General features: G+C 29.2%; 23 protein-coding genes and 1 tRNA gene. 13 read left to right on the top strand and 11 right to left on the bottom strand.

What is annotated here, in order from left to right:
• Positions 1-10: 10 nt before the first annotated feature.
• The 9 genes from phoU to mfd all read right to left on the bottom strand — a co-directional run bounded on the left by phoU (position 11) and on the right by mfd (position 10575).
• A complete protein-coding gene (gene phoU, locus ACTQYZ_RS00780) occupies positions 11-685 on the bottom strand; it encodes a phosphate signaling complex protein PhoU (RefSeq protein ID WP_441021274.1) in 675 nt (224 codons plus the stop codon).
• A gap of 42 nt (positions 686-727) precedes the next feature.
• Positions 728-1489: a phosphate ABC transporter ATP-binding protein PstB gene (gene pstB, locus ACTQYZ_RS00785; RefSeq protein ID WP_441021272.1), complete on the bottom strand. Its 762-nt coding sequence runs from the start codon at positions 1487-1489 to the stop codon at positions 728-730.
• 8 nt (positions 1490-1497) lie between these two features.
• Complete coding sequence (gene pstA / locus ACTQYZ_RS00790) at positions 1498-2346, bottom strand: phosphate ABC transporter permease PstA (protein WP_138267946.1); 849 nt, start codon at positions 2344-2346, stop codon at positions 1498-1500.
• A gap of 15 nt (positions 2347-2361) precedes the next feature.
• Positions 2362-3249: a phosphate ABC transporter permease subunit PstC gene (gene pstC / locus ACTQYZ_RS00795; protein ID WP_441021270.1), complete on the bottom strand. Its 888-nt coding sequence runs from the start codon at positions 3247-3249 to the stop codon at positions 2362-2364.
• Between the two features lie 75 nt (positions 3250-3324).
• Positions 3325-4128: a phosphate ABC transporter substrate-binding protein gene (locus ACTQYZ_RS00800; protein ID WP_441021268.1), complete on the bottom strand. Its 804-nt coding sequence runs from the start codon at positions 4126-4128 to the stop codon at positions 3325-3327.
• A gap of 163 nt (positions 4129-4291) precedes the next feature.
• On the bottom strand, positions 4292-5050 hold the full coding sequence (locus ACTQYZ_RS00805) for a carboxymuconolactone decarboxylase family protein (protein ID WP_441021266.1): 759 nt from the start codon (positions 5048-5050) through the stop codon (positions 4292-4294).
• A gap of 2 nt (positions 5051-5052) precedes the next feature.
• A complete protein-coding gene (locus ACTQYZ_RS00810) occupies positions 5053-5430 on the bottom strand; it encodes a MerR family transcriptional regulator (RefSeq protein ID WP_138267942.1) in 378 nt (125 codons plus the stop codon).
• 126 nt (positions 5431-5556) lie between these two features.
• On the bottom strand, positions 5557-7059 hold the full coding sequence (locus ACTQYZ_RS00815) for a peptidylprolyl isomerase (protein WP_441021264.1): 1503 nt from the start codon (positions 7057-7059) through the stop codon (positions 5557-5559).
• Between the two features lie 69 nt (positions 7060-7128).
• A complete protein-coding gene (gene mfd, locus ACTQYZ_RS00820; RefSeq protein ID WP_441021262.1) occupies positions 7129-10575 on the bottom strand; it encodes a transcription-repair coupling factor in 3447 nt (1148 codons plus the stop codon).
• 239 nt (positions 10576-10814) lie between these two features.
• On the opposite strand from mfd, the gene ACTQYZ_RS00825 reads away from it, so the two are divergent.
• Complete coding sequence (locus tag ACTQYZ_RS00825; RefSeq protein WP_441415823.1) at positions 10815-12779, top strand: fructose-1,6-bisphosphatase; 1965 nt, start codon at positions 10815-10817, stop codon at positions 12777-12779.
• 22 nt (positions 12780-12801) lie between these two features.
• Here ACTQYZ_RS00825 and ACTQYZ_RS00830 read toward each other — a convergent pair whose 3' ends face one another.
• On the bottom strand, positions 12802-13515 hold the full coding sequence (locus ACTQYZ_RS00830) for an N-acetylmuramoyl-L-alanine amidase family protein (RefSeq protein WP_441021258.1): 714 nt from the start codon (positions 13513-13515) through the stop codon (positions 12802-12804).
• Positions 13516-13766: 251 nt separating this feature from the next.
• On the opposite strand from ACTQYZ_RS00830, the gene rplU reads away from it, so the two are divergent.
• The 8 genes from rplU (at position 13767) to ACTQYZ_RS00870 (ending at position 18143) form a co-directional block, all read left to right on the top strand.
• Positions 13767-14102 (top strand): 50S ribosomal protein L21, encoded by a 336-nt coding sequence (gene rplU, locus ACTQYZ_RS00835; RefSeq protein ID WP_329382475.1) that lies wholly within the window; start codon positions 13767-13769, stop codon positions 14100-14102.
• Positions 14102-14428: a ribosomal-processing cysteine protease Prp gene (locus ACTQYZ_RS00840; protein WP_441021256.1), complete on the top strand. Its 327-nt coding sequence runs from the start codon at positions 14102-14104 to the stop codon at positions 14426-14428. Before rplU ends, ACTQYZ_RS00840 begins: the two co-directional genes overlap by 1 nt.
• Position 14429: 1 nt before the next feature.
• Positions 14430-14723, top strand: coding sequence for a 50S ribosomal protein L27 (rpmA, locus tag ACTQYZ_RS00845; protein WP_138267935.1), 294 nt, complete (start codon positions 14430-14432; stop codon positions 14721-14723).
• Between the two features lie 66 nt (positions 14724-14789).
• A complete protein-coding gene (gene obgE, locus ACTQYZ_RS00850) occupies positions 14790-16073 on the top strand; it encodes a GTPase ObgE (protein ID WP_138267934.1) in 1284 nt (427 codons plus the stop codon).
• Positions 16074-16083: 10 nt separating this feature from the next.
• Positions 16084-16371 carry a ribosome assembly RNA-binding protein YhbY gene (yhbY, locus tag ACTQYZ_RS00855; RefSeq protein WP_138267933.1) on the top strand — a complete coding sequence of 96 codons (288 nt, stop codon included), beginning with the start codon at positions 16084-16086 and terminating at the stop codon, positions 16369-16371.
• Between the two features lie 3 nt (positions 16372-16374).
• Complete coding sequence (nadD, locus tag ACTQYZ_RS00860; RefSeq protein WP_441021253.1) at positions 16375-16971, top strand: nicotinate (nicotinamide) nucleotide adenylyltransferase; 597 nt, start codon at positions 16375-16377, stop codon at positions 16969-16971.
• 12 nt (positions 16972-16983) lie between these two features.
• A complete protein-coding gene (yqeK, locus tag ACTQYZ_RS00865) occupies positions 16984-17565 on the top strand; it encodes a bis(5'-nucleosyl)-tetraphosphatase (symmetrical) YqeK (protein WP_138267931.1) in 582 nt (193 codons plus the stop codon).
• An 83-nt stretch (positions 17566-17648) separates the two neighbouring features.
• Positions 17649-18143 (top strand): YcxB family protein, encoded by a 495-nt coding sequence (locus ACTQYZ_RS00870; RefSeq protein WP_441415824.1) that lies wholly within the window; start codon positions 17649-17651, stop codon positions 18141-18143.
• A 14-nt stretch (positions 18144-18157) separates the two neighbouring features.
• On the opposite strand, the gene ACTQYZ_RS00875 is transcribed toward ACTQYZ_RS00870, so the two are convergent.
• Positions 18158-19090, bottom strand: coding sequence for a M28 family peptidase (locus ACTQYZ_RS00875; protein ID WP_441415825.1), 933 nt, complete (start codon positions 19088-19090; stop codon positions 18158-18160).
• A 79-nt stretch (positions 19091-19169) separates the two neighbouring features.
• Here ACTQYZ_RS00875 and ACTQYZ_RS00880 point away from each other — a divergent pair, with 79 nt between their 5' ends.
• From ACTQYZ_RS00880 to ACTQYZ_RS00895, 4 genes are all read left to right on the top strand, one after another.
• Positions 19170-19367, top strand: coding sequence for a hypothetical protein (locus tag ACTQYZ_RS00880; RefSeq protein ID WP_441021247.1), 198 nt, complete (start codon positions 19170-19172; stop codon positions 19365-19367).
• A gap of 66 nt (positions 19368-19433) precedes the next feature.
• Complete coding sequence (gene pth / locus ACTQYZ_RS00885; protein WP_138267927.1) at positions 19434-19994, top strand: aminoacyl-tRNA hydrolase; 561 nt, start codon at positions 19434-19436, stop codon at positions 19992-19994.
• A gap of 151 nt (positions 19995-20145) precedes the next feature.
• Positions 20146-21069, top strand: coding sequence for an alpha/beta fold hydrolase (locus tag ACTQYZ_RS00890; RefSeq protein ID WP_441415826.1), 924 nt, complete (start codon positions 20146-20148; stop codon positions 21067-21069).
• A 43-nt stretch (positions 21070-21112) separates the two neighbouring features.
• Positions 21113-21188 (top strand) — tRNA-Thr (locus ACTQYZ_RS00895).
• Positions 21189-21203 lie beyond the last annotated feature (15 nt).

Consider the following 21203-nt stretch of genomic DNA (forward strand, 5'->3'; position numbering starts at 1 on the left):
CTATCCTTTTTTACAATAATTTCTTATTCTTATGTTCTCCTGTTAAATAGAAGATTACCCATTCACAAATATTTGTTGCATGATCTCCGATTCTTTCAAGATACTTAATAAGCATTAATGTATCCATTGCAATCCCCGGAGTAATTTGATCATTTTTAAGCCCTCTTATTATATCATCTCTAACTTCATAAAACAACTCATCAACTTCGTTGTCAGTTTTAATTGTTGTTTTAGCTAAATCTAAATTATCATTTACAAATGCAGATATACTTGATGCAACCATTTCAAGGTCAATATTTGACATTTGTACAATTTTTTCATCTACAATTTGGAATTTTTCTTGATTTTTTTCTCTTTCATCAGGTATGCAGATTGATGCTATATCAGCAGCATGGTCCCCGATTCTTTCCATATCGGTAATCATCTTCATTGCTGTTGAAATAAGTCTTAAGTCAGAAGCAACCGGTTGTTGTCTTAAAATTAATTTAAGACATCTTGCTTCTATTTTTCTTTCCATTTCATTTATTGCTTTATCATTTTCAATAATATCTCTTGCAATATCTTCATCATCACTTTCAATTGCTTCAAATGAAGATTTTATTGCTTTTTCAATCATAGAACCCATTTCAATAAGTTCATGATGTAATAAATCAAGTTCTTCATCAAATCTTCTTCTTGCACTCATTTATATATTTCTCCTTCCTGTTTGATAAATTATAGTTAAGTATCAACCAAATCTTCCTGTTATGTATTCTTCTGTTTTTGGATGCTCAGGATTAGCAAACAAAGAAGAAGTTTTATTGTATTCAATTAATTCACCAAGCAAGAAAAACGCTGTTTTATCAGAAATTCTCGCAGCTTGTTGCATATTATGAGTTACAATTACAACAGTATATTTCTTTTTAAGGTCAAATACCAATTCTTCTATCTTCATTGTAGAAATAGGGTCTAGAGCTGAAGTTGGTTCATCCATAAGAAGAATTTCAGGTTCAACTGCTAATGCTCTGGCAATACAAAGTCTTTGTTGTTGACCACCTGATAAACCAAAAGCAGATTTTTTAAGTCTGTCTTTTACTTCATCAAATAAAGCAGCACCTCTTAAGCTTCTTTCTACAATTTCATCAAGTTCGCTTTTATTTTTTATTCCGTGAACTCTTGGACCATAAGCAATATTATCATATATACTCATTGGGAATGGGTTTGGTTTTTGGAACACCATACCTACTTTTTTTCTAAGTAGCGTTAAGTCAATATCGTTATCATATATATTTTCATTATCAATTAATATTTCCCCGGTAATTTTTACTCCGTCCACTAAGTCATTCATTCTGTTTAAGCTTTTTAAGAAAGTAGACTTACCACATCCGCTGGGACCTATTAATGATACTACTTCATTTTCTAAAATATCCATGTTTATATTTTTTAAAGCATGGTTTTCTGAATAATAAAGATTCATATCTTTAGTAATAATCTTTTTTCTGTTTTCCATTTTTCCTCCTACTTAGCTTCCAATTTCTTTGAAAGCAATCTCGCTGATACATTTATTATTAAAACAATAACTATAAGTATACTTGCAAGGGCAAAACATACTGATAAGTTTTCTCCACGTGATGCATATAAATAAAGTTGAACGGTAAGTGTTGCACCGCTTTTAAATATATGACTTATTACTCCGTCCGTTAACATATATCCCATACCTGATGTAAATATCAAAGCTGCACTTTCTCCTACAACTTTACCTATACTTAAAATTACAGCTGTCACTATACCAGGCATTGAACATGGAAGTAAAATAGTTCTTATTAAATGAATTTTTCTTGCTCCCATACCAAGAGCACCTTCTCTATACATATCAGGCACACTGCTTAAGGCTTCTTGTGTAGTTCTTATTAAAGTAGGAAGAACCATAATTGCAAGAGTTAAGGCACCTGATAAAATAGATACACCAAAACCGCAGAATATAGAAAAGAACATATATCCAAATAAACCATAAATAATTGAAGGAATACCTGCAAGAGTTTGTGTTGTGAATTCAACAAGTCTTACGATTTTGCTGTCTTTCTTTGCATATTCATTAAGGTATATTGCACTTCCGATTCCTATTGGAACAGATACGATAAGTGTAAGTACTATCATATAAAGAGTATTTACAATCATTGGAAGAACCCCAACTGTTCCTTTAAGTTCGCTCGGAGATGTTGTAAGCATTTCCCAGTTTATGCTGCCTACGCCTTTAAATAAAACATATAGAACTAAAGACAAGGCAAGTAATGCTGTAAATCCCGCACATAAAATAACTAAGAGTCTTAGTATAGTATCACTAATTCTTAACTTTTTATTTTTCATATTACCCTCCTGTCCTTAATCGTATTTTTTATCTGCTTTATTTAAAATCATATTTAAAACAAAGTTTATTATCATAATGAAAATGAACAATACAAGTCCTATTGCAAATAATGCATCTCTATGAGTTCCAACGGCATATGACATTTCAGATACGATACCGCTTGTCATAAGTCTAACAGAACCGAATAATTTTGGTAAATTTACGCTGTTTCCTGTTACCATGATTACTGCCATTGTTTCCCCGATCGCTCTACCAATACCTAGAACAACCCCTGTTGTAATACCGCTTCTTGCAGCAGGAATTAATATTTTAAAAATTGTTTGCATTTTTGTTGCGCCAAGACCTAAAGAAGCTTCTTTATATTCATTTGGAAGAGCTCTTAAACTATCTTCACTTATTGTTACAATTGTAGGAAGTATCATTATCGCAAGTACAAGCATACCTGTAAATAGACATGCCCCGTATGATAAATTAAATACATCAGCAATAAATGGTACAACCAATATTAATCCTACAAACCCGTAAATTACTGAAGGTATACCTGCAAGAATTTCGATAAATGGTCTTATAATACTAGCAACTTTTTTATTTGCTACTTCACTTAAAAACACTGCTGTTAATACACCCACAGGAACTCCTATTATTATTGCACCAAGAGTAGCACATATACTTGAAAGTATCATTGGTAAAATACCAAAGCTTGGGTTGCTTCCTGTTGGATTCCATTCGGTACCAAACAAGAAATTAAAAAGTCCCACCTCTTTTATTGCAGGGAAACCTGAAATAATCATGTATAAACTTATTACTACTACACTAATAATAGAAACTACTGCGCATACAAAAAATATTTTTTCAAATATACTTGATATTCTATCTTGTTTATATGTATTTTTTAGTTTCATTTATTTTCCTCTTCAATAAACATTAATGCACCATACGGTGCATTAATGTTTTAATTATTTAATTTATGTAATTTCTTATTTTACTTTTACAAAGTGACTGCTTTCAACGATAGCTTGACCTTCGTCACTTAACATATATTCAACGAATGCTTTTACTTCATCAGAAGCATCTGTTTTTGTTACTACGATGAATGGTCTTTGTACTTTGTAGCTTCCGTCTGATACTGTTGATTCTGTTGGAGCAACACCGTCAACTTTTACAGCTTTTACTTCTTCATCAACATATCCTAAAGACATATATCCGATAGCGCCTTTTGTTGAAGCAACTGTTGATTTAACTTGACCTGTTTCGTTAAGTTCAGCTTTGTATTTACATTTTTCTTCAACACCAAGAATGCTTTCGAAACCATCTCTTGTACCACTACCAGCTTCTCTACCAACAACTACGATTTCTTCGTCAGCTCCGCCAACTTCTTTCCAGTTTGTGATTTTTCCTGTGTAGATTTCAGCAATTTGTTCTGATGATAATTCTTCAACTCCGTTTTCAGGATTTACTACGATTGCAATACCATCGATTGCTACTTGAGTAACTTGTAAATCATCTGATTTTTCTTCATCTTTAACATCTCTACTTAACATACCAACTTGAGCACTTCCATCAACAACACTTGTTACACCTGCTGATGAACCACCACCTTGAACTGAGATTGTTACTCCGTTTTTAGCAAGGTAATCTTCACCCCATGCTTTCGCAACGCTTTCCATTGATGTAGAACCTGCCATTGTTATTGATCCAGTTCCTTCAGAGCTTGAACCGCATCCGGCAAATCCCATTAAGCATAATGCTGCTAAACCTACAGCTAATAATTTCTTTTTCATATTCTTCATTTCCTCTCTTTATTTAATATGGTGCTATGATATACCAATATTTAAACTTTGGAAATCATACTTAAGTAAAAGGAATGTAAAATAAAAGTAAAGCTGTAAATTTTTTATATATAAAAAAACACTTAAACTCTATATAAAGTTTAAGTGTTTTTTACTAATCAGGTATGACTTCATTTAAACAATTAAAGGCATTTAACGTTCTTGGAAAGCCTATATATGGCAGACACTGGGTTATAACCGCAATAAGTATTTCTTTTGTATTTCCTACATTAATATTTCCTTGAATATGAGATTTAACTTGACTTTCACATCCTCCAAGAGATATTAAACAACTTAAAGTAATTATTTCTCTTTGTTTCAAATCCAGGCATTTTCTTGTATAAAAGTCTCCAAAGCACATCGCAGATAAATAATTTTGTATATGCTTTTGATTTTTTGGTGCATTTTCATGTAGCTGATCGATAACTTCTCCAAAAATTTCTTTTTGAACTTTTAATCCTTCTTCAAATCTATTCTCTTCATTTGTTGTCTTTTGACTTTCCACAGGATAATCAATATTGTTTTCTTTAAAAACTTCTTTCATTACCTTTATAGCTTCCTTAACTTTGGCAAAACCAATATAAGGAGAACACTGTAATATTGTTTCGTTTATTTCTACACTACTTGCTTTTAAATTTAGGGCATATTCAATATGTTCTTTAAGAGATGAAAATAAGCCATTAGCTAATAGAACACTTATTGTAATAAGCTCCCTAAATTTCTTATCTATTAAATCACTACTTTCAAATACTTCACCATAAATAAAATAATTCATTATTTGATTAAATTCTGAATCTAATATATTTTCAACATTTCCGCTTGAAACAAGGTTTCTTAAATTTTCTTTTGCTAAATTAATTCTGTCATCTTTCATTTTTATTCACCTCTGAGTTCCTTTTCTTTTTTAAGACATTTTTCATATCTTTCAATTTTTTTATTTAATCTTTCAAGAGTTTCCTGCATTGAATTAATTCTTTCAATTAACTTTTCTCTTTCTTCAAATAATATATCTTTTCTTGCTCTCGCAGTTTTGTCACCTTCTTCAAATAATTTTACATACTCTATTAAACTTTCAATTGAAAGCCCTGCTCCTCTCATACATTTAATAAATTCTACCCATCCAATATCTTTTTCAGTATAATCTCTTATCCCTGAAGAGTTTCTTTTTACCGGCGGAATAAGTCCAATACGCTCATAATATCTAAGTGTATCTTGAGATAAATTCATTTTTTTACTAACTTCGGCTATTTTCATTTTTCTTACCTCTATATTTTAAATATATAATTTATAGCTATTTTTATTTCATATATATAATTTACACCTTGGAGTTAACTCTAAGTCAATACTTTTATAAAAAAAGAACTGACAAAGCAGTTCTTTTTATTTTTTAATTATAGATTTATAAGTCTTAATCTTATTGTTTTCTTTTAAATCAGCTATAAACATATTAAATGGCTCATCTATTTCTGTTCTTAAAATATCATATTTATGTTCTTTTTTAATTTCTTCATCTAACTTAGAAGCAGCTTCTGCCTTTCTGTCGGCATCAAGTGCAACTAGAATTTGATCCATAGAATCTTCAAACTTAGGTTCTACGATATTTTTATCATAAACATAAACTACATGATAACCATATTCTGTTTTAACAGGTCCTATAACTTCACCTTTTTCAGCATCAAATACAGCTTCAGAAAATTCTTCAACCATATCTGAATACTTAAAAGCACCAAGATCAGATGCCTGTTCAACACTTTCATCATTTTGATATTTGCTCATTAAATCATCAAAATTTGCCCCTTCTTTTGTTGCTTGTTCATATATCTCTTTTGCCAAAGATTTATCTTGTGTCAAAATATGTTTTGCACTTACTGTTGAAGTATCGTATTGTTTTGTATTTTTTTCAAATTCTTTCTTTGCATCATCTTCTGTAGGTTTTTCATATGAAACTTCATCATGAAGCTTATTTTTGTAAGCATCAGCAGTTGCTACCCATGTAGCAGCTTTATCATATTGTTCTTTTGTTATACCATATGCATTATATACAGATTCCATTGTTTCTGAGTCATAAATTGAATCATATGTTGAATTTTGTTTCTTTATATTATTTATTGTTTCATCTGTAACTTCAAGTTTCTTTGCTGTTCCTTCGGCATAAAAAGCAGCTTTTTCTTTTATTGTTTCTTCTGTGTCTTCTTTTATTTCTTCAGGAGTTTTCGATTCAGTAGTTGAAGAATCCCCGCTTGAATAATAAGAATTCATATAGCTGTTATATTCTTCTTCTATTGTTTTTTGAATATATATATAATAATAAACATATGCTGGAACTTCGATATCATCTACAGTCATATATGTTGAAGTTGCATAACCTTTACCTTGAACTTCATTTCTGAATTTATCCATGAAACCATTAGTATAAGTCATTGCTTCTGAATATGTTTTTGCGGCTTCTTTAAAACTTTTTTCATCTTTAAAACCATATTTTTGTAAAACTTCCAAATAATCATCATTTGTCATATATTGACTTTCTTCAATTCCGGCAAGTAAATTATTTACGCCTTCTTCAACTTCTTTTTCATTAACTTTATAATCGTATTTATCAGCTACTGTTTTAAGAAGTTCTCTTTCAACCATTTCATTAACAATATCTTCTTTCATAGTTTTAAAAGAGTCTTCATCTTCAGTTATATCTTGTCCTGTTGTAGCATAATAATATACAGCTGTAAAATTAACAATTTCATCCATTTGTGATTTTAAAATTTCCGTATCATTAACTTTTGCAACAGCACTTGAAGCAAGTTTTTCTTCATTTACTGTACATCCGCATACAGATAGCACAAAAAGCAGCGATACAACAATACCAACAACTTTATTTATAATTTTCATAACATTTCCTTTCTGTTACATAAACTTTTATATTAATAATGATTAATCTTATAAATTATACACAATCCATCATAGATTATCAATTATTTTATCTATAAGCTTCATGATATTTACATGAACATTTCTGGTCTTTTTATAAGGGAAACATATTCTAATAAATTTTGTATTCTTTATAAATTTACCCTTAAACATTTCATATAGTTTATTCACTATATCTATATTAATTTCAATGTCTTTATCAAAATCAAAATATATTTCTCTATTTTGCTCATTTACGTTAATACTTAATACATCTTTTATAGATGCCTTATTTCTAAGAAGGGATATATTAATAAGGTTCATTGTTGCAGATGGAATATCTCCATACACATCTATTAAATGATCAATAAGGTCTTCTTTGTCAGATTCTGTTTCAACTCCCGCTATTTCTTTATAAGTAAGAATTCTTTGCATTTCATCTTCAATATAATTCTTTCCTATATAAGCATCTACTTTCATGTTTATACTTGTTTCTACTTCTTTTTTGGATACTTCCCCTTTGCTTTCTTTTAAAGCCTCTGAAAGCATTTTTGTATAAAGTTCATATCCAACCGAAGAAAAATGCCCGCTTTGATTTGCACCTAGAAGATTACCGGCACCCCTTATCTGTAAATCTCTTATGGCAATTTGGAATCCTGAACCAAATTTTGTAAATTCATTTATTGCTTTAAGTCTTTTTACAGCAGTTTCGTTTAATGCCCTGTTTTTTTCATATGTTATATAACAATAAGCATTTTTATTGCTTCTTCCTACTCTTCCTCTAAGCTGATACAACTGAGAAAGTCCAAGATTATTACCGTCTTTTATTATCATAGTATTTGCATTTAATATGTTAAGTCCATTTTCAACTATTGCCGTACATACAAGTACATCAAACTCTTTATTTAAGAAACGAAACATAGTCTTTTCAAGCTCTCTTTCAGGCATCTGCCCATTTGCAAATTCAACTTTTAACCCTGGAATTAATTTCCTTAAATAAGAACAAGTGCTTTCAGCATTCTTTACTGAATTATAAACAAAGAATACTTGCCCATCTCTTCTAAGCTCTCTGTTTATAGCTTCCTTGATTATATAATCATCATACTCAAGTACATATGTTTCTGTTTCTTCTCTTTCTTTTGGGGGTTTTTCTATTGTAGATAAATCTCTTATACCTATTAAAGACATATTTAAAGTTCTTGGAATAGGTGTTGCTGATAAAGTAAGAGTATCTACATTTTCTTTTAGAAGTTTAAGTTTATCCTTATGAGCAACTCCAAACCTCTGTTCTTCGTCTACAACAAGAAGCCCCAAATCTTTAAACTGAATACTGTCGGAAAGCAGTTTATGAGTTCCTATTACAATATCCACTTTTCCTCTTTTTAATTTATCTATTATCTTATCTTGCTCTTTTTTTGTTTTAAATCTTGATAGCATTTCTATAGTTACGGGAAAATCTTTAAACCTTTCAACGAAAGTATCGTAATGTTGCATTGCAAGGATTGTCGTTGGAACCAAAACAGCACATTGTTTTGAATCCATGCAGGCTTTAAAAACTGCTCGCATAGCAACTTCTGTTTTCCCAAAACCTACATCTCCACATACAAGCCTGTCCATAGGATAAGGTTTTTCCATGTCTTCCTTTACTTCCCTTACACATCTCTCCTGATCCTCAGTAAGCTCATATCTAAAACTATCTTCAAATTCTTTTTGCCAAGGAGTATCGGAAGAGAAAGCATATCCTTTTATTTCTCTTCTTTTTGCATAAAGGGTTATATATTCTTTGGCAAGTTCTTTTACAGCCTTTTTTGTTCTGGCTTTTGTATTTTCCCAAACCTGAGAACCTAATTTGTTAAGCTTTGGAGGTGCATCGTCACTTCCTATATATTTACTTACAAGATGCATCTTATTTGCAATTACATAAAGTTTGTCACTTCCCGCAAACTCTATCTCCAAATAGTCGTTATATAATCCTCCGGCTTCCATGTTTACCATACCAAGATATCTACCTATACCGTATGTTTCATGAACTACATAGTCCCCTTTTGATATTTCGCTGAAAAATGCTTTCTCTTTCTTTTTATCAGATTTTTTTACTGTTTTTTTTGTTTCTTTCTTCTTTAAAATATCATTATAAGAAAGAATAAACATTTTTTCACTTAATATATTTACACCGTACTTTATATTTTCCTTTACAAAAGCAATTCTTCCTTTTGCTATATTTTCGCTGTAAGTTAATTTGTAATTATCCAAAAACTCGCTTAAGTTCTTTTTCTCTTTTTCATTTCTATATGTTATTAAAACTTTGTAATCATCTTTTAGGAAAGAAACTATACTATCTATTAAAAAATGAATGTTTTTTACATAATTGATATTATCTGCAGATTTTATTTCTATTATATCTTTGCAGAAAAGATTATTTGATGTCATAGACAAATCAAAATAAATCATGGAATTATTCCTTATAAATATTTCCTCTACATGTGAAAAAGTAAAATGATTGTTTACCTGATTATTAAGAATTTTTCCATGTTCATAAAGGTCTTTTAATTCTTCTTTGTTTTTTTTGTAAAAAGAATTGTAGCTTTTCTTTAGTAAGCTGTAATCATCAAAAATAATTATAGGATCTGTAAATAAATCTAAAACAGACTTTAATTCTTTTAATGCATAGAAAACATATTTGGTTGTAGAATTTGTATTATCTTTTATTTTTTCATAAAGTTCTCTGCAATTTTTGTCTATTTCTTCGTCCGTATTCTTTGCGATATCTTTTTCTAATTTTCCTCTTGCTTTTTTATTAAGTTCGTTTAATTTCTCAAAATTTAAAATACTTGTTTTTGCGGGAACTAAAGTAAAACTTTCAAGCATATCGATGCTTTTACCTGTTATAGTATCAAATGTTCTTATTGAATCTATTTCATCATCAAAAAACTCTATTCTTACAGGTTTTTCTTCCCCCATAACGAAAACATCAACGATTCCGCCTTTTACGCTGTATACACCTTGCCCGCTTACTTCGTATTCTCTTTCATAGCCGAAGTACTCAAGAGTTTTTATAAAATCATCTATATCCCATATATCTTCTACCTTTTTTGTAATAATATCTTCTTTAGTAAAAAATACACCTTTTTCACATATTGCATTTATAGATGTTACAATAATCTTTTTCTCATCCATTAATGCATTTTTTATTACACTTACTCTTTTATTTGTAAGTTCCATTGAATGTGCATCTATAAATTCATGAGTTATGGGTTTTTGTGGATAATATAAAATATCGTCTTCACCTTTAATATCTATAAGTTCTTTATATACTTCCTTTGCCGCCAAGTCATCTTTTAAAATATATATTATAGGATTGTTTTCTTTTTCATAAGTATACAAACTAAGCATATTTTTTAAATTCGCACTTACGCCATGAACAAATATGCTTCCTTTTTTATCACCAAATTTTATTCTTTCACCTAATTTTGTTTCGTTAAATATCGTACCAAACATAAATACCCTCTTAATGTTTTACTAAACGCATAAATTATATATTATTATAACATAATTAAAAAATTGCATTTTAAAATATATCATATTTCCAAATAATAAACATATCAAATTAATTGTATTTTTTAAATATTTTTATTCTTTTTTAACTTACTTCTCATACATATTTAAAAAAACTTTATATCATTATTATTTATAAAACCAAAGCATTATAGTATTATAATACAAAGGATGGTAAAAAAATGAGAAAATTTAACACAAAAGAAATATATGATAATATTGACTACCTAAATTTGTTTTCTAAACAGTATCAAAACCCTTCTCATGTAAGAGCAAGAATAATAGAGCTAAACTCTTCTCTTAATCTTCCAAAGGGAACGGAACACTTCATTACCGATATACACGGAGAAAACGAAGCATTTGAACATGTACTTAGGAACTGTTCAGGAAGTATAAAAAGAAAAGTTAAAGAAACCATAGGAAGTATAGCCAGCGAAGATGAAATAAGAACAATTACAACGCTTATTTATTACCCTCATAAAAAATTAAAACTTCTTCACGAAGAGAACAAAACCCATAAAAGCTGGTATAAACAAACTTTCAAATATCTTATTGAAATTCTTTCTACCGTATCGGCAAAAGCAACAAAAGAACAAATAAGAAATGTTTTAGATAAAAATTATGTAAATATCATAGAAGAACTTTTGTATGTAAACAATAAAGACGAAAAGAGAACATTATACTTTGAAAATATTTTAGACACAATAATAGATACAAAAGCAAGCGATGACTTCATAATAAAAATATGCAGAGCAATAAGAAAAATAAACCTTGACCATCTTCATATTATAGGAGATATATATGACAGGGGTAAAGGTGCACATAAGGCGATGGATATTATAGCAAATCACCACAGCGTTGATATTCAGTGGGGCAACCATGATATAGTATGGATGGGTGCTAATTATGGAGATGAAGCCTGCATAGCAAACGTAATAAGAATATGTTTAAGATACGGAAACATCGAAACCTTAAGGGATGGTTATGGAATAGGCATTTTAATGTTATCCTTATTCGCTCAAAAAACATATAAAAACTCAACAAAAGAAGATTTAAAAAACTTTCTTCCAAGGCTAAGCGATGAAAATCCCGATATAGATGAAATAATTCTTGCTAAAATGCAAAAAGCAATAGCCGTTATTCAATTTAAACTCGAAAGCCAAGTAATAAAAAATCACCCTGAATATAATATGGATAACAGAGATTTACTTTCAAAATGTGATTTTGAAAAAGGAACAATCCTAATAGATGAAAAGGAATATGAACTTAACACAAAAGATTTTCCTACAATAGATAAAAATAACCCTACAAAACTTACAGAAGAAGAAGAAAAAATAATAAAATCTTTAAAACAAAGTTTTATATCAAGTGAAAAACTAAGTGAACACGTAGATACGTTATTTACAAAAGGAAGCATGTACATAGTTTACAACGGAAATCTTCTTTTCCACGGATGTATACCCCTAAACGAAGACGGAACATTTAAAGAAGTAAAAGTTTGTGGAGAATATTATAAAGGAAAAGAACTGTTAGATAAAATGGAACTTCATTTAAGGAGTATTGCAAATAGCGAGCAAAGCGACAAATCATACTTCTGGTATTTATGGTGCTCTCCAAACTCTCCTCTTTTTGGAAAAAGCAAAATGGCAACCTTTGAAAGGTATTTTATAGATGACAAGGAAACTCACAAAGAAAAATATCTTGCATATTTTACAAAAGCAGCAAATAAAGAAGTTGCAAGAGAAATACTTGCAGAGTTTTCTCTTAATGATGAAAATGCAAAAATAATAAACGGTCATGTTCCTATTAAATTAAAAGATGGACAAAGCCCTATAAAAGCAGATGGAAAACTTCTTTTAATTGACGGAGGATACTCAAAAGCATATAGAAACGTAACGGGAATTGCAGGTTTTACACTAACTTATAATTCATACGGAATGAATTTAATAACCCACCACCCTTTTGACAACATTGATTATGCAATAAAAAATGAAATAGATATAAAAAGTGAACAAAGATTTTTATATGATAACAATAAAAGAATTCTTGTAAAAGATACGGATAAAGCAAAAGAAATAAACAAAGAAATATATTATCTTGAAATGCTTCTTAATGCATATTTAAAAGGTATAATAAAATCACAATAAAACAGTTGTTTTTACAACTGTTTTATTTATTATGAGCAAAATCATTGTTATAAAAATATTTTACTACTCCAAGAGCTATATAATTAGAAAGCTGCTTTTGATATTCTTCATCATTAAGAAGCTTTTCTTCGTTTGCTTCACTCATAAATCCACATTCTATAAGTACACTTGGTATATTATCGTTTTTTAATATATATAAATCATCATGAGGCTCTATATTTCTTTCTTTTGAATATTTTGATGTATTATCCAATTGTTCTTTTATTCTTTTTGCAAGAAGTTCACTTTTTTCATGGTCTTTTAAGTATAAAACTTCCGCACCTCTGCTGTCATCAGTATGAGAGTTCATATGTATGCTTATTAATATATCGCAGTTTGATTCTTTTATTATTTCTCTTCTTATTTTCATATCATCTTTTTTTCTCCAAACAAGACTTCCGTCTTCATAAAGCCCGTTTTCACTGTCTCTGGTTAAAACAACATTTGCTCCCATACTCATAAGAATATCTTTTAATTTTAAAGTTACTTCAAGATTGAGATCATCTTCATTTTTTATATTTCCCACTTTCCCAGGGTCTTTTCCCCCATGCCCTGCATCTATACAAATGGTTTTACCTTCCAATATATAAAGTGAATTATCAACATAAGAAGCTGTAACAAGAAGGTAGCAGCATATTCCAAACATAAAAGCAATCAATATAACAGCAAAAAGAGCAATATATACATATTTTTTCATAAACTTCCTCCTTAGTTATATATACTTTTGCTTATGTTTTAATATGAACATATAAATAATTTTTGTTTAAAATAATTTTTATGTTAAATAAAAAAATTTTATTTTAATTTTGTCATAAAAATATTTTATTTTGTTGACAGCAAAATAACCCTATGATATACTAAATAAGCATGTATCCGCACTGACAAAGGTAAAAAGAAGTTGATTTTCACACCTTAGACGGCGAGACAGGATAGTGGAGGTAGAAAGATATGTATGCAATTATTAAAACTGGCGGTAAACAATACCGTGTTCAAAAAGGTGACGTTATAAACGTTGAAAAAATTGTTCCAAAAAGAAAAAATCAAAAGAAAGTAACTTTTGATGAAGTATTAATGGTAAATGAAGATTCAAATATTCTTGTTGGAACTCCCGTAGTAGAAGGCTACAAAGTAGAAGGAAAAATCCTTGAACAAGGAAAAAGCGAAAAAGTTATTGTATATAAATACAAAGCTAAAAAAGACTACAGAAGAAAACAAGGACATCGTCAACCATACACAAAAGTTGAAATTACAGGTTTAGTAAAAGCTGAAGATAAAGCTGAATAATGATTAATATCGACATTAATATTAAATCGAATTTTATAAAACAAATTGAACTTAAGGGACATGCCGGAAGCGGCGAAAAAGGTTATGACTTGATTTGTTGCAGTGTATCAACCTTATTAATAGCTTTAATAAACGGATTAAGTGAATATATAAAATCTGATATTGATGTTAAAGTAGAAGAAGGTTATTCTCTTGTTAAAATAAATGAAGCAAATCAAGAAAAGAAAATAAAAACTGATGTTTTAACAAAGACATTTTTACTATCTGTAGAAAGTCTTAGCGAAGAAAACCCTGAGTTTGTAAAAGTAAATATCATGGAGGAATAAAATGATTAAATTTAATTTAGATAACTTACAACTATTCGCTCACAAAAAAGGGATGGGTAGTACAAAGAATGGTAGAGATAGTGAATCAAAAAGACTTGGAACAAAAAAAGGCGACGGCCAATATGTATTAGCAGGTAACATTTTAGTAAGACAAAGAGGAACTAGAATTTATCCTGGAGTAAACGTTGGAATCGGCGGAGACGATACATTATTTGCTAAAGCTGACGGAGTTGTTAAATTCGAAAGAAAAGGCAAAACAAGAAAACAAGTTAGTGTTTATCCAAAAGCTCAATAGAATAATTTAATTAATAAACTCCATACTAAAAGGTGTGGAGTTTAATTTTTTATAGAGGAATAAATTATGTTTGTAGATAAAGTAAAAATTAATGTTAAAAGCGGAAAAGGCGGAGACGGTGCTGTAGCTTTCAGAAGAGAAAAATACGTCCCAAACGGCGGACCTTCAGGCGGAGACGGAGGAAAAGGCGGAGATGTTATTTTTGTTGCTAATAATGCCTTAAATACACTTGAAGCATTTAGATACAAAAGAAAGTTCGCAGCTCAAGCAGGTGAAAATGGAAGCAGAAGCAATATGAGCGGTAAAGACGGTAGCGACATTAGAATTGAAGTTCCCGTAGGTACAGTTATTTTTGACAGCGAAACCGGTCAGCTTATTTGTGATATGGTAGAAAACCACCAAGAAGTTACGGTTTTAAAAGGAGGCAGAGGAGGAAGAGGTAATCAGCATTTTGCAACTTCAACCAGACAATCTCCTAAATTTGCAAAACCGGGAGACGAAGCAGAAGAAAAAGAGCTTATATTAGAGCTTAAAACAATTGCCGATGTTGGTTTAATAGGTTTCCCTAATGTAGGAAAATCTACAATACTTTCAATGGTAACAAATGCAACTCCAAAAATTGCAAATTATCACTTTACAACTCTTTCACCAAATCTTGGAATAGTAAAATATAAAAACAGCGAAGAATTCGTTCTTGCTGATATTCCGGGACTTATCGAAGGAGCAAGTGATGGACAAGGACTTGGTCACCAATTCTTAAGACACGTTGAAAGAACAAGACTTCTTGTTCATGTTCTTGACGCATCATCAATAGAAGGAAGAGACCCTAAAAAAGATTTTGATATAATTAACAACGAACTTTCCCTATACTCTGAGAAATTAAAGGAAAGACCTCAAATTGTAGTTCTTAACAAAACAGATTTAATTAATCCTGACGAAAAAGAAGAAAAAATAAATGAACTTACAAAATACTTTGAAGATAAAGGATATAAGGTATTTAATTCCAGTGCGGCAATGAATGACGGTCTTGATAAAATAATGGACTGTATAGTTGAATTACTGCCTGAAACACCAAAAACACCTTTATTCTTTACAACCGAAGAAAAAGTAATCTATGCACCAAAAGCAGAAAAAGAATACGAAATTGAAGTTGAAGATAACGTATATTATGTTGAAGGAAAAATGATGAGACGTCTTATAAAATCCGTAAACCTTGAAGATTATGAATCAAGTATGTATTTCCAAAGAGTTCTTAAAAACAAAGGAATCTTTGAAGAAATGGAAAAAATGGGTATTAAAGACGGCGATATAGTAAATATAGAAGGTTTTGAATTTGAATATTATAAATAGGAAGTAAAAAATGAACAGTAAAGAAAGAAGTTATTTAAGAAAAGAAGCCAGTAAAATGCAGCCTATAATTCACATAGGCAAAGACGGAATGAGCGACAATATAGTAACTCAAGTAAAAGACGCATTAAAAGCCAGAGAACTTATAAAGGGAAAAATCCAACAAAATTCACTTGAAGATGTAAGAGAAGTAGCTAATTATTTAGCAGATAAAACAAACAGTCAAGTTGTTACAACAATAGGAAATACTTTTATACTTTATAAAAGAAATCCAGACAAAAACAAATATGAGGTATTATAATTAATGAAAGTCGGGTTTTTAGGAGGAAGCTTTAACCCGATACATAACGGGCATATAAAGCTCGCTCTATCGGCAAAGAAAGAATTTTCTCTTGATAAAGTATTATTTATACCAACAAACATCAATCCAATAAAAGAAAATAAAAGCAAAGTTTCAACAATGCAAAGACTTAAAATGGTTGAACTTGCAATAGAAGAATACCCTTTTTTTGAAATAGATACTTATGAAATAGACAAAAAAGGGGTAAGTTACACAATTGATACGGTATCTTATTTAAAAGATAAATACAATGACTTATTTTTTATAGGAGGAGCTGATTTAGTGTTTGAAATACACAAATGGAAAGATTATGAAACTCTTTTAAAAGAAGTAAATTTCATAATAGCCAACAGACCACCTTATAAAAAAGAAGAGCTTAAAGAAAAAACAGATCTTTTAAATAAAGAATACAATGCAAAAATAACCCTTTTAGAAAACTTTAACCTTATAGATTTATCTTCCAGTGAAATAAGAAAGAATATTTTAAAAAATAACTCTTTAAAAATTCCTGAAAAAGTGGCACAATATATAATAGTGAATAATTTATATTATAACGATTAGAGGAAGAGTAACATGAAAGAATACACAAACATCAAACATGAATTAAAGAAAATGCTAAAAGAAGACAGATATATACACACCCTTGCAACACAAAGAGAAGCAGTAAAACTTGCTAAAAACTATGGATATGATACAGAAAAGGCTTCCCTTGCGGCTCTTCTTCATGACTGTGCGAAAAATATGGATCCTGATGCAATGATTGATATCTTAAAAAAACAATATTTTAAAATAGATGAAATCGAAAGAGTAAATACCGCATTGTTACATGGAAAAGCAGGAAGAATAGTTGCAAAATTCAAGTTTAACATAACGGATGAAGATGTATTAAGTGCCATAGAATATCATACAACGGGAAAAGAAAACATGACTATGCTTCAAAAAATAGTTTTTCTTGCCGATGTTATAGAAGAAACAAGAACATATGAAGGCGTTGAAGAAGTAAGAGAAATGGCATATCAAAATATTGACAAAGCCATTGTAATGAGCCTTAACAGAACAATTCTTTCAATTCTAAAAAGCGGGAAATTACTTCATCCAAATACAGTAAATGCAAGAAATTATCTTGTAATGGAAAAAGAAATAAAAAATAAATAAAATTACCTTTTTTAAAGGTAATTTTTTTATTTCTACATAAAGTATAGTGTATAATATATATAAATAAAAACAGAGGGTAAAAAATGAACAAAGAAGTAATCAATGAATTTGTGTATGATGAAAATGCAATAAACGAAGTAATGGCGTTTTGGTGTAAAAAGGAATTTAAGAAACTTTATATTTCATCTTTTATTTTACTTATTATAGGCACAGCATATTTTATTGCTTTTAAAAATTCACTTGGCGTTGTTGCAGTACTACTATCTATAGTAAGTTTTCTTTCAAGTAAATTTGCCATGAGAAAAAATATTAAAGCAGAAAAAGAAAGGGCTTTACTTTTAAATAAAGAAGAGTACCCTATATTTAACATAACCATAAACGATAAAATAACTATGAAATCTGACAAAACAGAAAGATCTGTTCCATTTGAAAGCGTTAAAGGCTTTGATGAAACAGATAACTTTATTGTTGTATTTTTACAAGGTAAAATGACAATACCTTTAAAAAAGGATAGCTTTATAAATGGAAGTGCAGATGAATGCATTGAAATTCTAAATTCAAATATAATAAAAAAATAAAGCCGTAAAAGGCTTTATTTTTTTAACTCAACCATAATGTCAGTCAATAAATCTATGTTTTCTTTTTTAAATACTATATCTTTATTTGTATGTATTTTATCAAGATAATATCCAAGTATTTTATTCTTCTTAAGCCCTGCAACACCAATAGCATTTTTAAAAACCATTTGGTCTGAAGGATAAAATGTATTTTTGCTGTTTTCTAAAAGTACCCCTTTATTGTATTTATGTTTTACTCTTTCTATGATATTTTGCATTTTTTTATAAATATCACTATGCATAGTCAATTCCTTTGTAACAAAAAGCATATTATCTCCGTCACTTACACAATCAAAATTTATAATAACTTTATTATCTATAATATCTTTATGTTTATTTTTAAATTTGAATGCACCTACGAGTCCTATTTCTTCATTGTCAAAAAATACAAAAGCAGATTTATTTATTTCTTCACTGCTAAGTTTATCCATTATATTAAGTAAAGTTACAACTCCTGAAGTATTGTCATTTACAGTATGTTTGTTTTTAAAACCAAACATCATCAAATATAAATCTAATAAAATTGTTAAAAAATAACCTATATTTCCTATAATGTCACTTTTAGTAAATATCAATAAAGCAAATTTTACTACTAAAGCCGTCAATATAAGAAAAAAGGCTAAAATAATTGAATAAACAGCATATATAAATAAATTCTTTGGGGTAATAAAATTAGGGAAAATCATTCTTGCACACGTATCATAATGAGCGGTAAATACTGTGTCCGCTTCATTTATATCACCCACTACAATATTTCTTGTCTTAAAGAAATCATTATATTCTTCAATATCATATTTAATATTATTATTATTAAAATATTCAGTTAATAATTCTATAAATCTGCTTTTATCTTTATATGATTTCCTTACTTGATATTTATCCAGTATAGTTTTTATTAAACTGTTCATAATTGCCTCTTTAATTTAATATTTATTTTAATATACCATAATTTTCAAATAAAATATATAAATTAATTAAGGAGGATAAATGGAATTTTTTAACGAATATGTACCTTACAGTAAAGATATACTTAACAAAAATGAGAAAGAGAAAGAAAATGTATCCCTTAAGCCTAATGAAAAAACTATTGAAGATGTGAGCATGGTTGCAATAATGGCTATAACATCAATGACAAATATTGTGCAAATGGTATCAAAAGCGATTATTGATAAAATAAATGAATAAAATCTTATTGCAATTTAAAAATAAATGATATAATAAATAAGCTATTTTATACTTAAGGAGAAAGAAATGTACTTAATAGTGGGACTTGGCAATATAGGAAACGAATATAATCTTACAAGACACAATATAGGATTTGAAACAATAGATTATTTAAGTGAAGAATACGATATAAAAATAAACAAAACAAAATTCAAGGCAGATTTTGGCAAAGGTAAAATTGCCGGAGAAGATGTATTTTTGGTAAAACCGAGAACTTACATGAATTTAAGCGGTGAAAGCGTAAAACTTTTTAAAGATTATTTTAAAATTCCTGAAGAAAATATTTTTATAATTTATGATGATATAGAACTTCCAAAAGGAAAACTTAGAATAAGAAAAAACGGCGGAGCAGGAACCCATAACGGAATGAAATCAATAATAAAAGAAATCGCTACAAAAAACTTCCCAAGATTTCGCCTTGGAGTTGGAAGCCCTGAACATGGTGATCTTGTAAATTATGTTCTTGGAAGATTTAGCGAGGAAGAACTTCCTATAATAAGAGAACTTGTAAAAACTACGTCAAAAGCAATCTATACTGCCCTTGACAAAGATCTTGACAAAGCAATGAATATGTATAACAAAAAGTAAAAGAGGAATATATCTTCTTTTACTTTTTTTATAAATTATTAAATTTATATAAATAAAATGACATGATTATATTTAATCCTATCTTTTGTGATATAATATTTATATAAATCAGCTTAATTCAATTTTAAAATTTACACAGAGGTAATTTAAAATGAAAGAACAATTATTTTCAATAAATTCATCTGATGAAAAACTTCAACTTTCATGTTATATAAAAGCACCAAAAGAAAATGCAAAATCAGTTATTCAAATTGCTCATGGTATGGCAGAACATAAAGAAAGATATTATCCTTTTATGGAATATCTTGCAAATAACGGTATTGCATGCATAATAAATGACCACAGAGGACACGGTGAAAGTGTTGAAACAAAAGAGGATCTGGGGTATTTTTATGATGAAACAGGTGAAATGATAGTCGAAGATATGTATGCCGTAACAAAAAAAATGAAAGAAGAATATCCAAACGTCCCATATTTTATATTTGCACATAGTATGGGTACTTTGGCTGCAAGAAATTATATACAAAAATACGACGATGAAATCGACGGTCTTATTTTATGCGGAGCACCTTTTGAAAATAAAGCTGCAGCGCTTGGAATAAAGATAGTTGATTATCTTGAAAAATTAAAAGGAAAACATCATAGAAGCAACTTATTAAATATGATTGTTTTTGGTTCTTTCAACGATAAGTTTGAAGAAAGCCTAAAAAACAAATGGTTAAACAGCGATGTTAAAGAAGTTCAAAAATACAATAAAGACTCTCTTTGCGGATACGTTTTTACATTAAACGGATTTAGAAATTTGTTTAAATTAATAGAAAATGCCTTTAAAAAAGAAAAATATGAAGTAAAAAACGAGAATTTACCAATTTTATTTATTGCAGGAGAAGACGACCCTGTTATAGGTGAAGATCGTGATTTCCATAATAGCATAAACTTTTTAAAAGAAGCAGGCTATAAAGATATAAAACATATTTTATATTTTGGCATGCGCCATGAAATTTTAAACGAAAAAAACAAACACGAAGTGTACAAAGACATTTTAGAATTTATTGAAAAAAATATAGTAAAATAAATTTACAAATATATTAAATCATGATATCATATGAACTGTTAGTGCTACTATGGCTCAGGAGGTAGAGCACTTCCTTGGTAAGGAAGAGGTCACGGGTTCAAGTCCCGTTAGTAGCTCCACCTTTAAAATTTAAG

The sequence above is a fragment of the Anaerofustis sp. LCP19S3_F7 genome (genome assembly GCF_052119445.1).
GTDB classification, from domain to species: Bacteria; Bacillota; Clostridia; order Eubacteriales; family Anaerofustaceae; genus Anaerofustis; species Anaerofustis butyriciformans.

What these genes read in the sequence shown, in the direction of transcription:
- ACTQYZ_RS00875 (WP_441415825.1), bottom strand. Translation starts at nt 19,090, where the DNA reads ATGAACAGTTTAATAAAAACTATACTGGATAAATATCAAGTAAGGAAA.
- obgE (WP_138267934.1), top strand. Translation starts at nt 14,790, where the DNA reads ATGTTTGTAGATAAAGTAAAAATTAATGTTAAAAGCGGAAAAGGCGGA.
- pth (WP_138267927.1), top strand. Translation starts at nt 19,434, where the DNA reads ATGTACTTAATAGTGGGACTTGGCAATATAGGAAACGAATATAATCTT.
- rplU (WP_329382475.1), top strand. Translation starts at nt 13,767, where the DNA reads ATGTATGCAATTATTAAAACTGGCGGTAAACAATACCGTGTTCAAAAA.
- yqeK (WP_138267931.1), top strand. Translation starts at nt 16,984, where the DNA reads ATGAAAGAATACACAAACATCAAACATGAATTAAAGAAAATGCTAAAA.
- ACTQYZ_RS00810 (WP_138267942.1), bottom strand. Translation starts at nt 5,430, where the DNA reads ATGAAAATAGCCGAAGTTAGTAAAAAAATGAATTTATCTCAAGATACA.
- rpmA (WP_138267935.1), top strand. Translation starts at nt 14,430, where the DNA reads ATGATTAAATTTAATTTAGATAACTTACAACTATTCGCTCACAAAAAA.
- nadD (WP_441021253.1), top strand. Translation starts at nt 16,375, where the DNA reads ATGAAAGTCGGGTTTTTAGGAGGAAGCTTTAACCCGATACATAACGGG.
- yhbY (WP_138267933.1), top strand. Translation starts at nt 16,084, where the DNA reads ATGAACAGTAAAGAAAGAAGTTATTTAAGAAAAGAAGCCAGTAAAATG.
- ACTQYZ_RS00830 (WP_441021258.1), bottom strand. Translation starts at nt 13,515, where the DNA reads ATGAAAAAATATGTATATATTGCTCTTTTTGCTGTTATATTGATTGCT.
- ACTQYZ_RS00825 (WP_441415823.1), top strand. Translation starts at nt 10,815, where the DNA reads ATGAGAAAATTTAACACAAAAGAAATATATGATAATATTGACTACCTA.
- ACTQYZ_RS00805 (WP_441021266.1), bottom strand. Translation starts at nt 5,050, where the DNA reads ATGAAAGATGACAGAATTAATTTAGCAAAAGAAAATTTAAGAAACCTT.
- ACTQYZ_RS00815 (WP_441021264.1), bottom strand. Translation starts at nt 7,059, where the DNA reads ATGAAAATTATAAATAAAGTTGTTGGTATTGTTGTATCGCTGCTTTTT.
- ACTQYZ_RS00840 (WP_441021256.1), top strand. Translation starts at nt 14,102, where the DNA reads ATGATTAATATCGACATTAATATTAAATCGAATTTTATAAAACAAATT.
- ACTQYZ_RS00890 (WP_441415826.1), top strand. Translation starts at nt 20,146, where the DNA reads ATGAAAGAACAATTATTTTCAATAAATTCATCTGATGAAAAACTTCAA.
- ACTQYZ_RS00800 (WP_441021268.1), bottom strand. Translation starts at nt 4,128, where the DNA reads ATGAAAAAGAAATTATTAGCTGTAGGTTTAGCAGCATTATGCTTAATG.
- ACTQYZ_RS00870 (WP_441415824.1), top strand. Translation starts at nt 17,649, where the DNA reads ATGAACAAAGAAGTAATCAATGAATTTGTGTATGATGAAAATGCAATA.
- mfd (WP_441021262.1), bottom strand. Translation starts at nt 10,575, where the DNA reads ATGTTTGGTACGATATTTAACGAAACAAAATTAGGTGAAAGAATAAAA.
- phoU (WP_441021274.1), bottom strand. Translation starts at nt 685, where the DNA reads ATGAGTGCAAGAAGAAGATTTGATGAAGAACTTGATTTATTACATCAT.
- ACTQYZ_RS00880 (WP_441021247.1), top strand. Translation starts at nt 19,170, where the DNA reads ATGGAATTTTTTAACGAATATGTACCTTACAGTAAAGATATACTTAAC.
- pstA (WP_138267946.1), bottom strand. Translation starts at nt 2,346, where the DNA reads ATGAAAAATAAAAAGTTAAGAATTAGTGATACTATACTAAGACTCTTA.
- pstC (WP_441021270.1), bottom strand. Translation starts at nt 3,249, where the DNA reads ATGAAACTAAAAAATACATATAAACAAGATAGAATATCAAGTATATTT.
- pstB (WP_441021272.1), bottom strand. Translation starts at nt 1,489, where the DNA reads ATGGAAAACAGAAAAAAGATTATTACTAAAGATATGAATCTTTATTAT.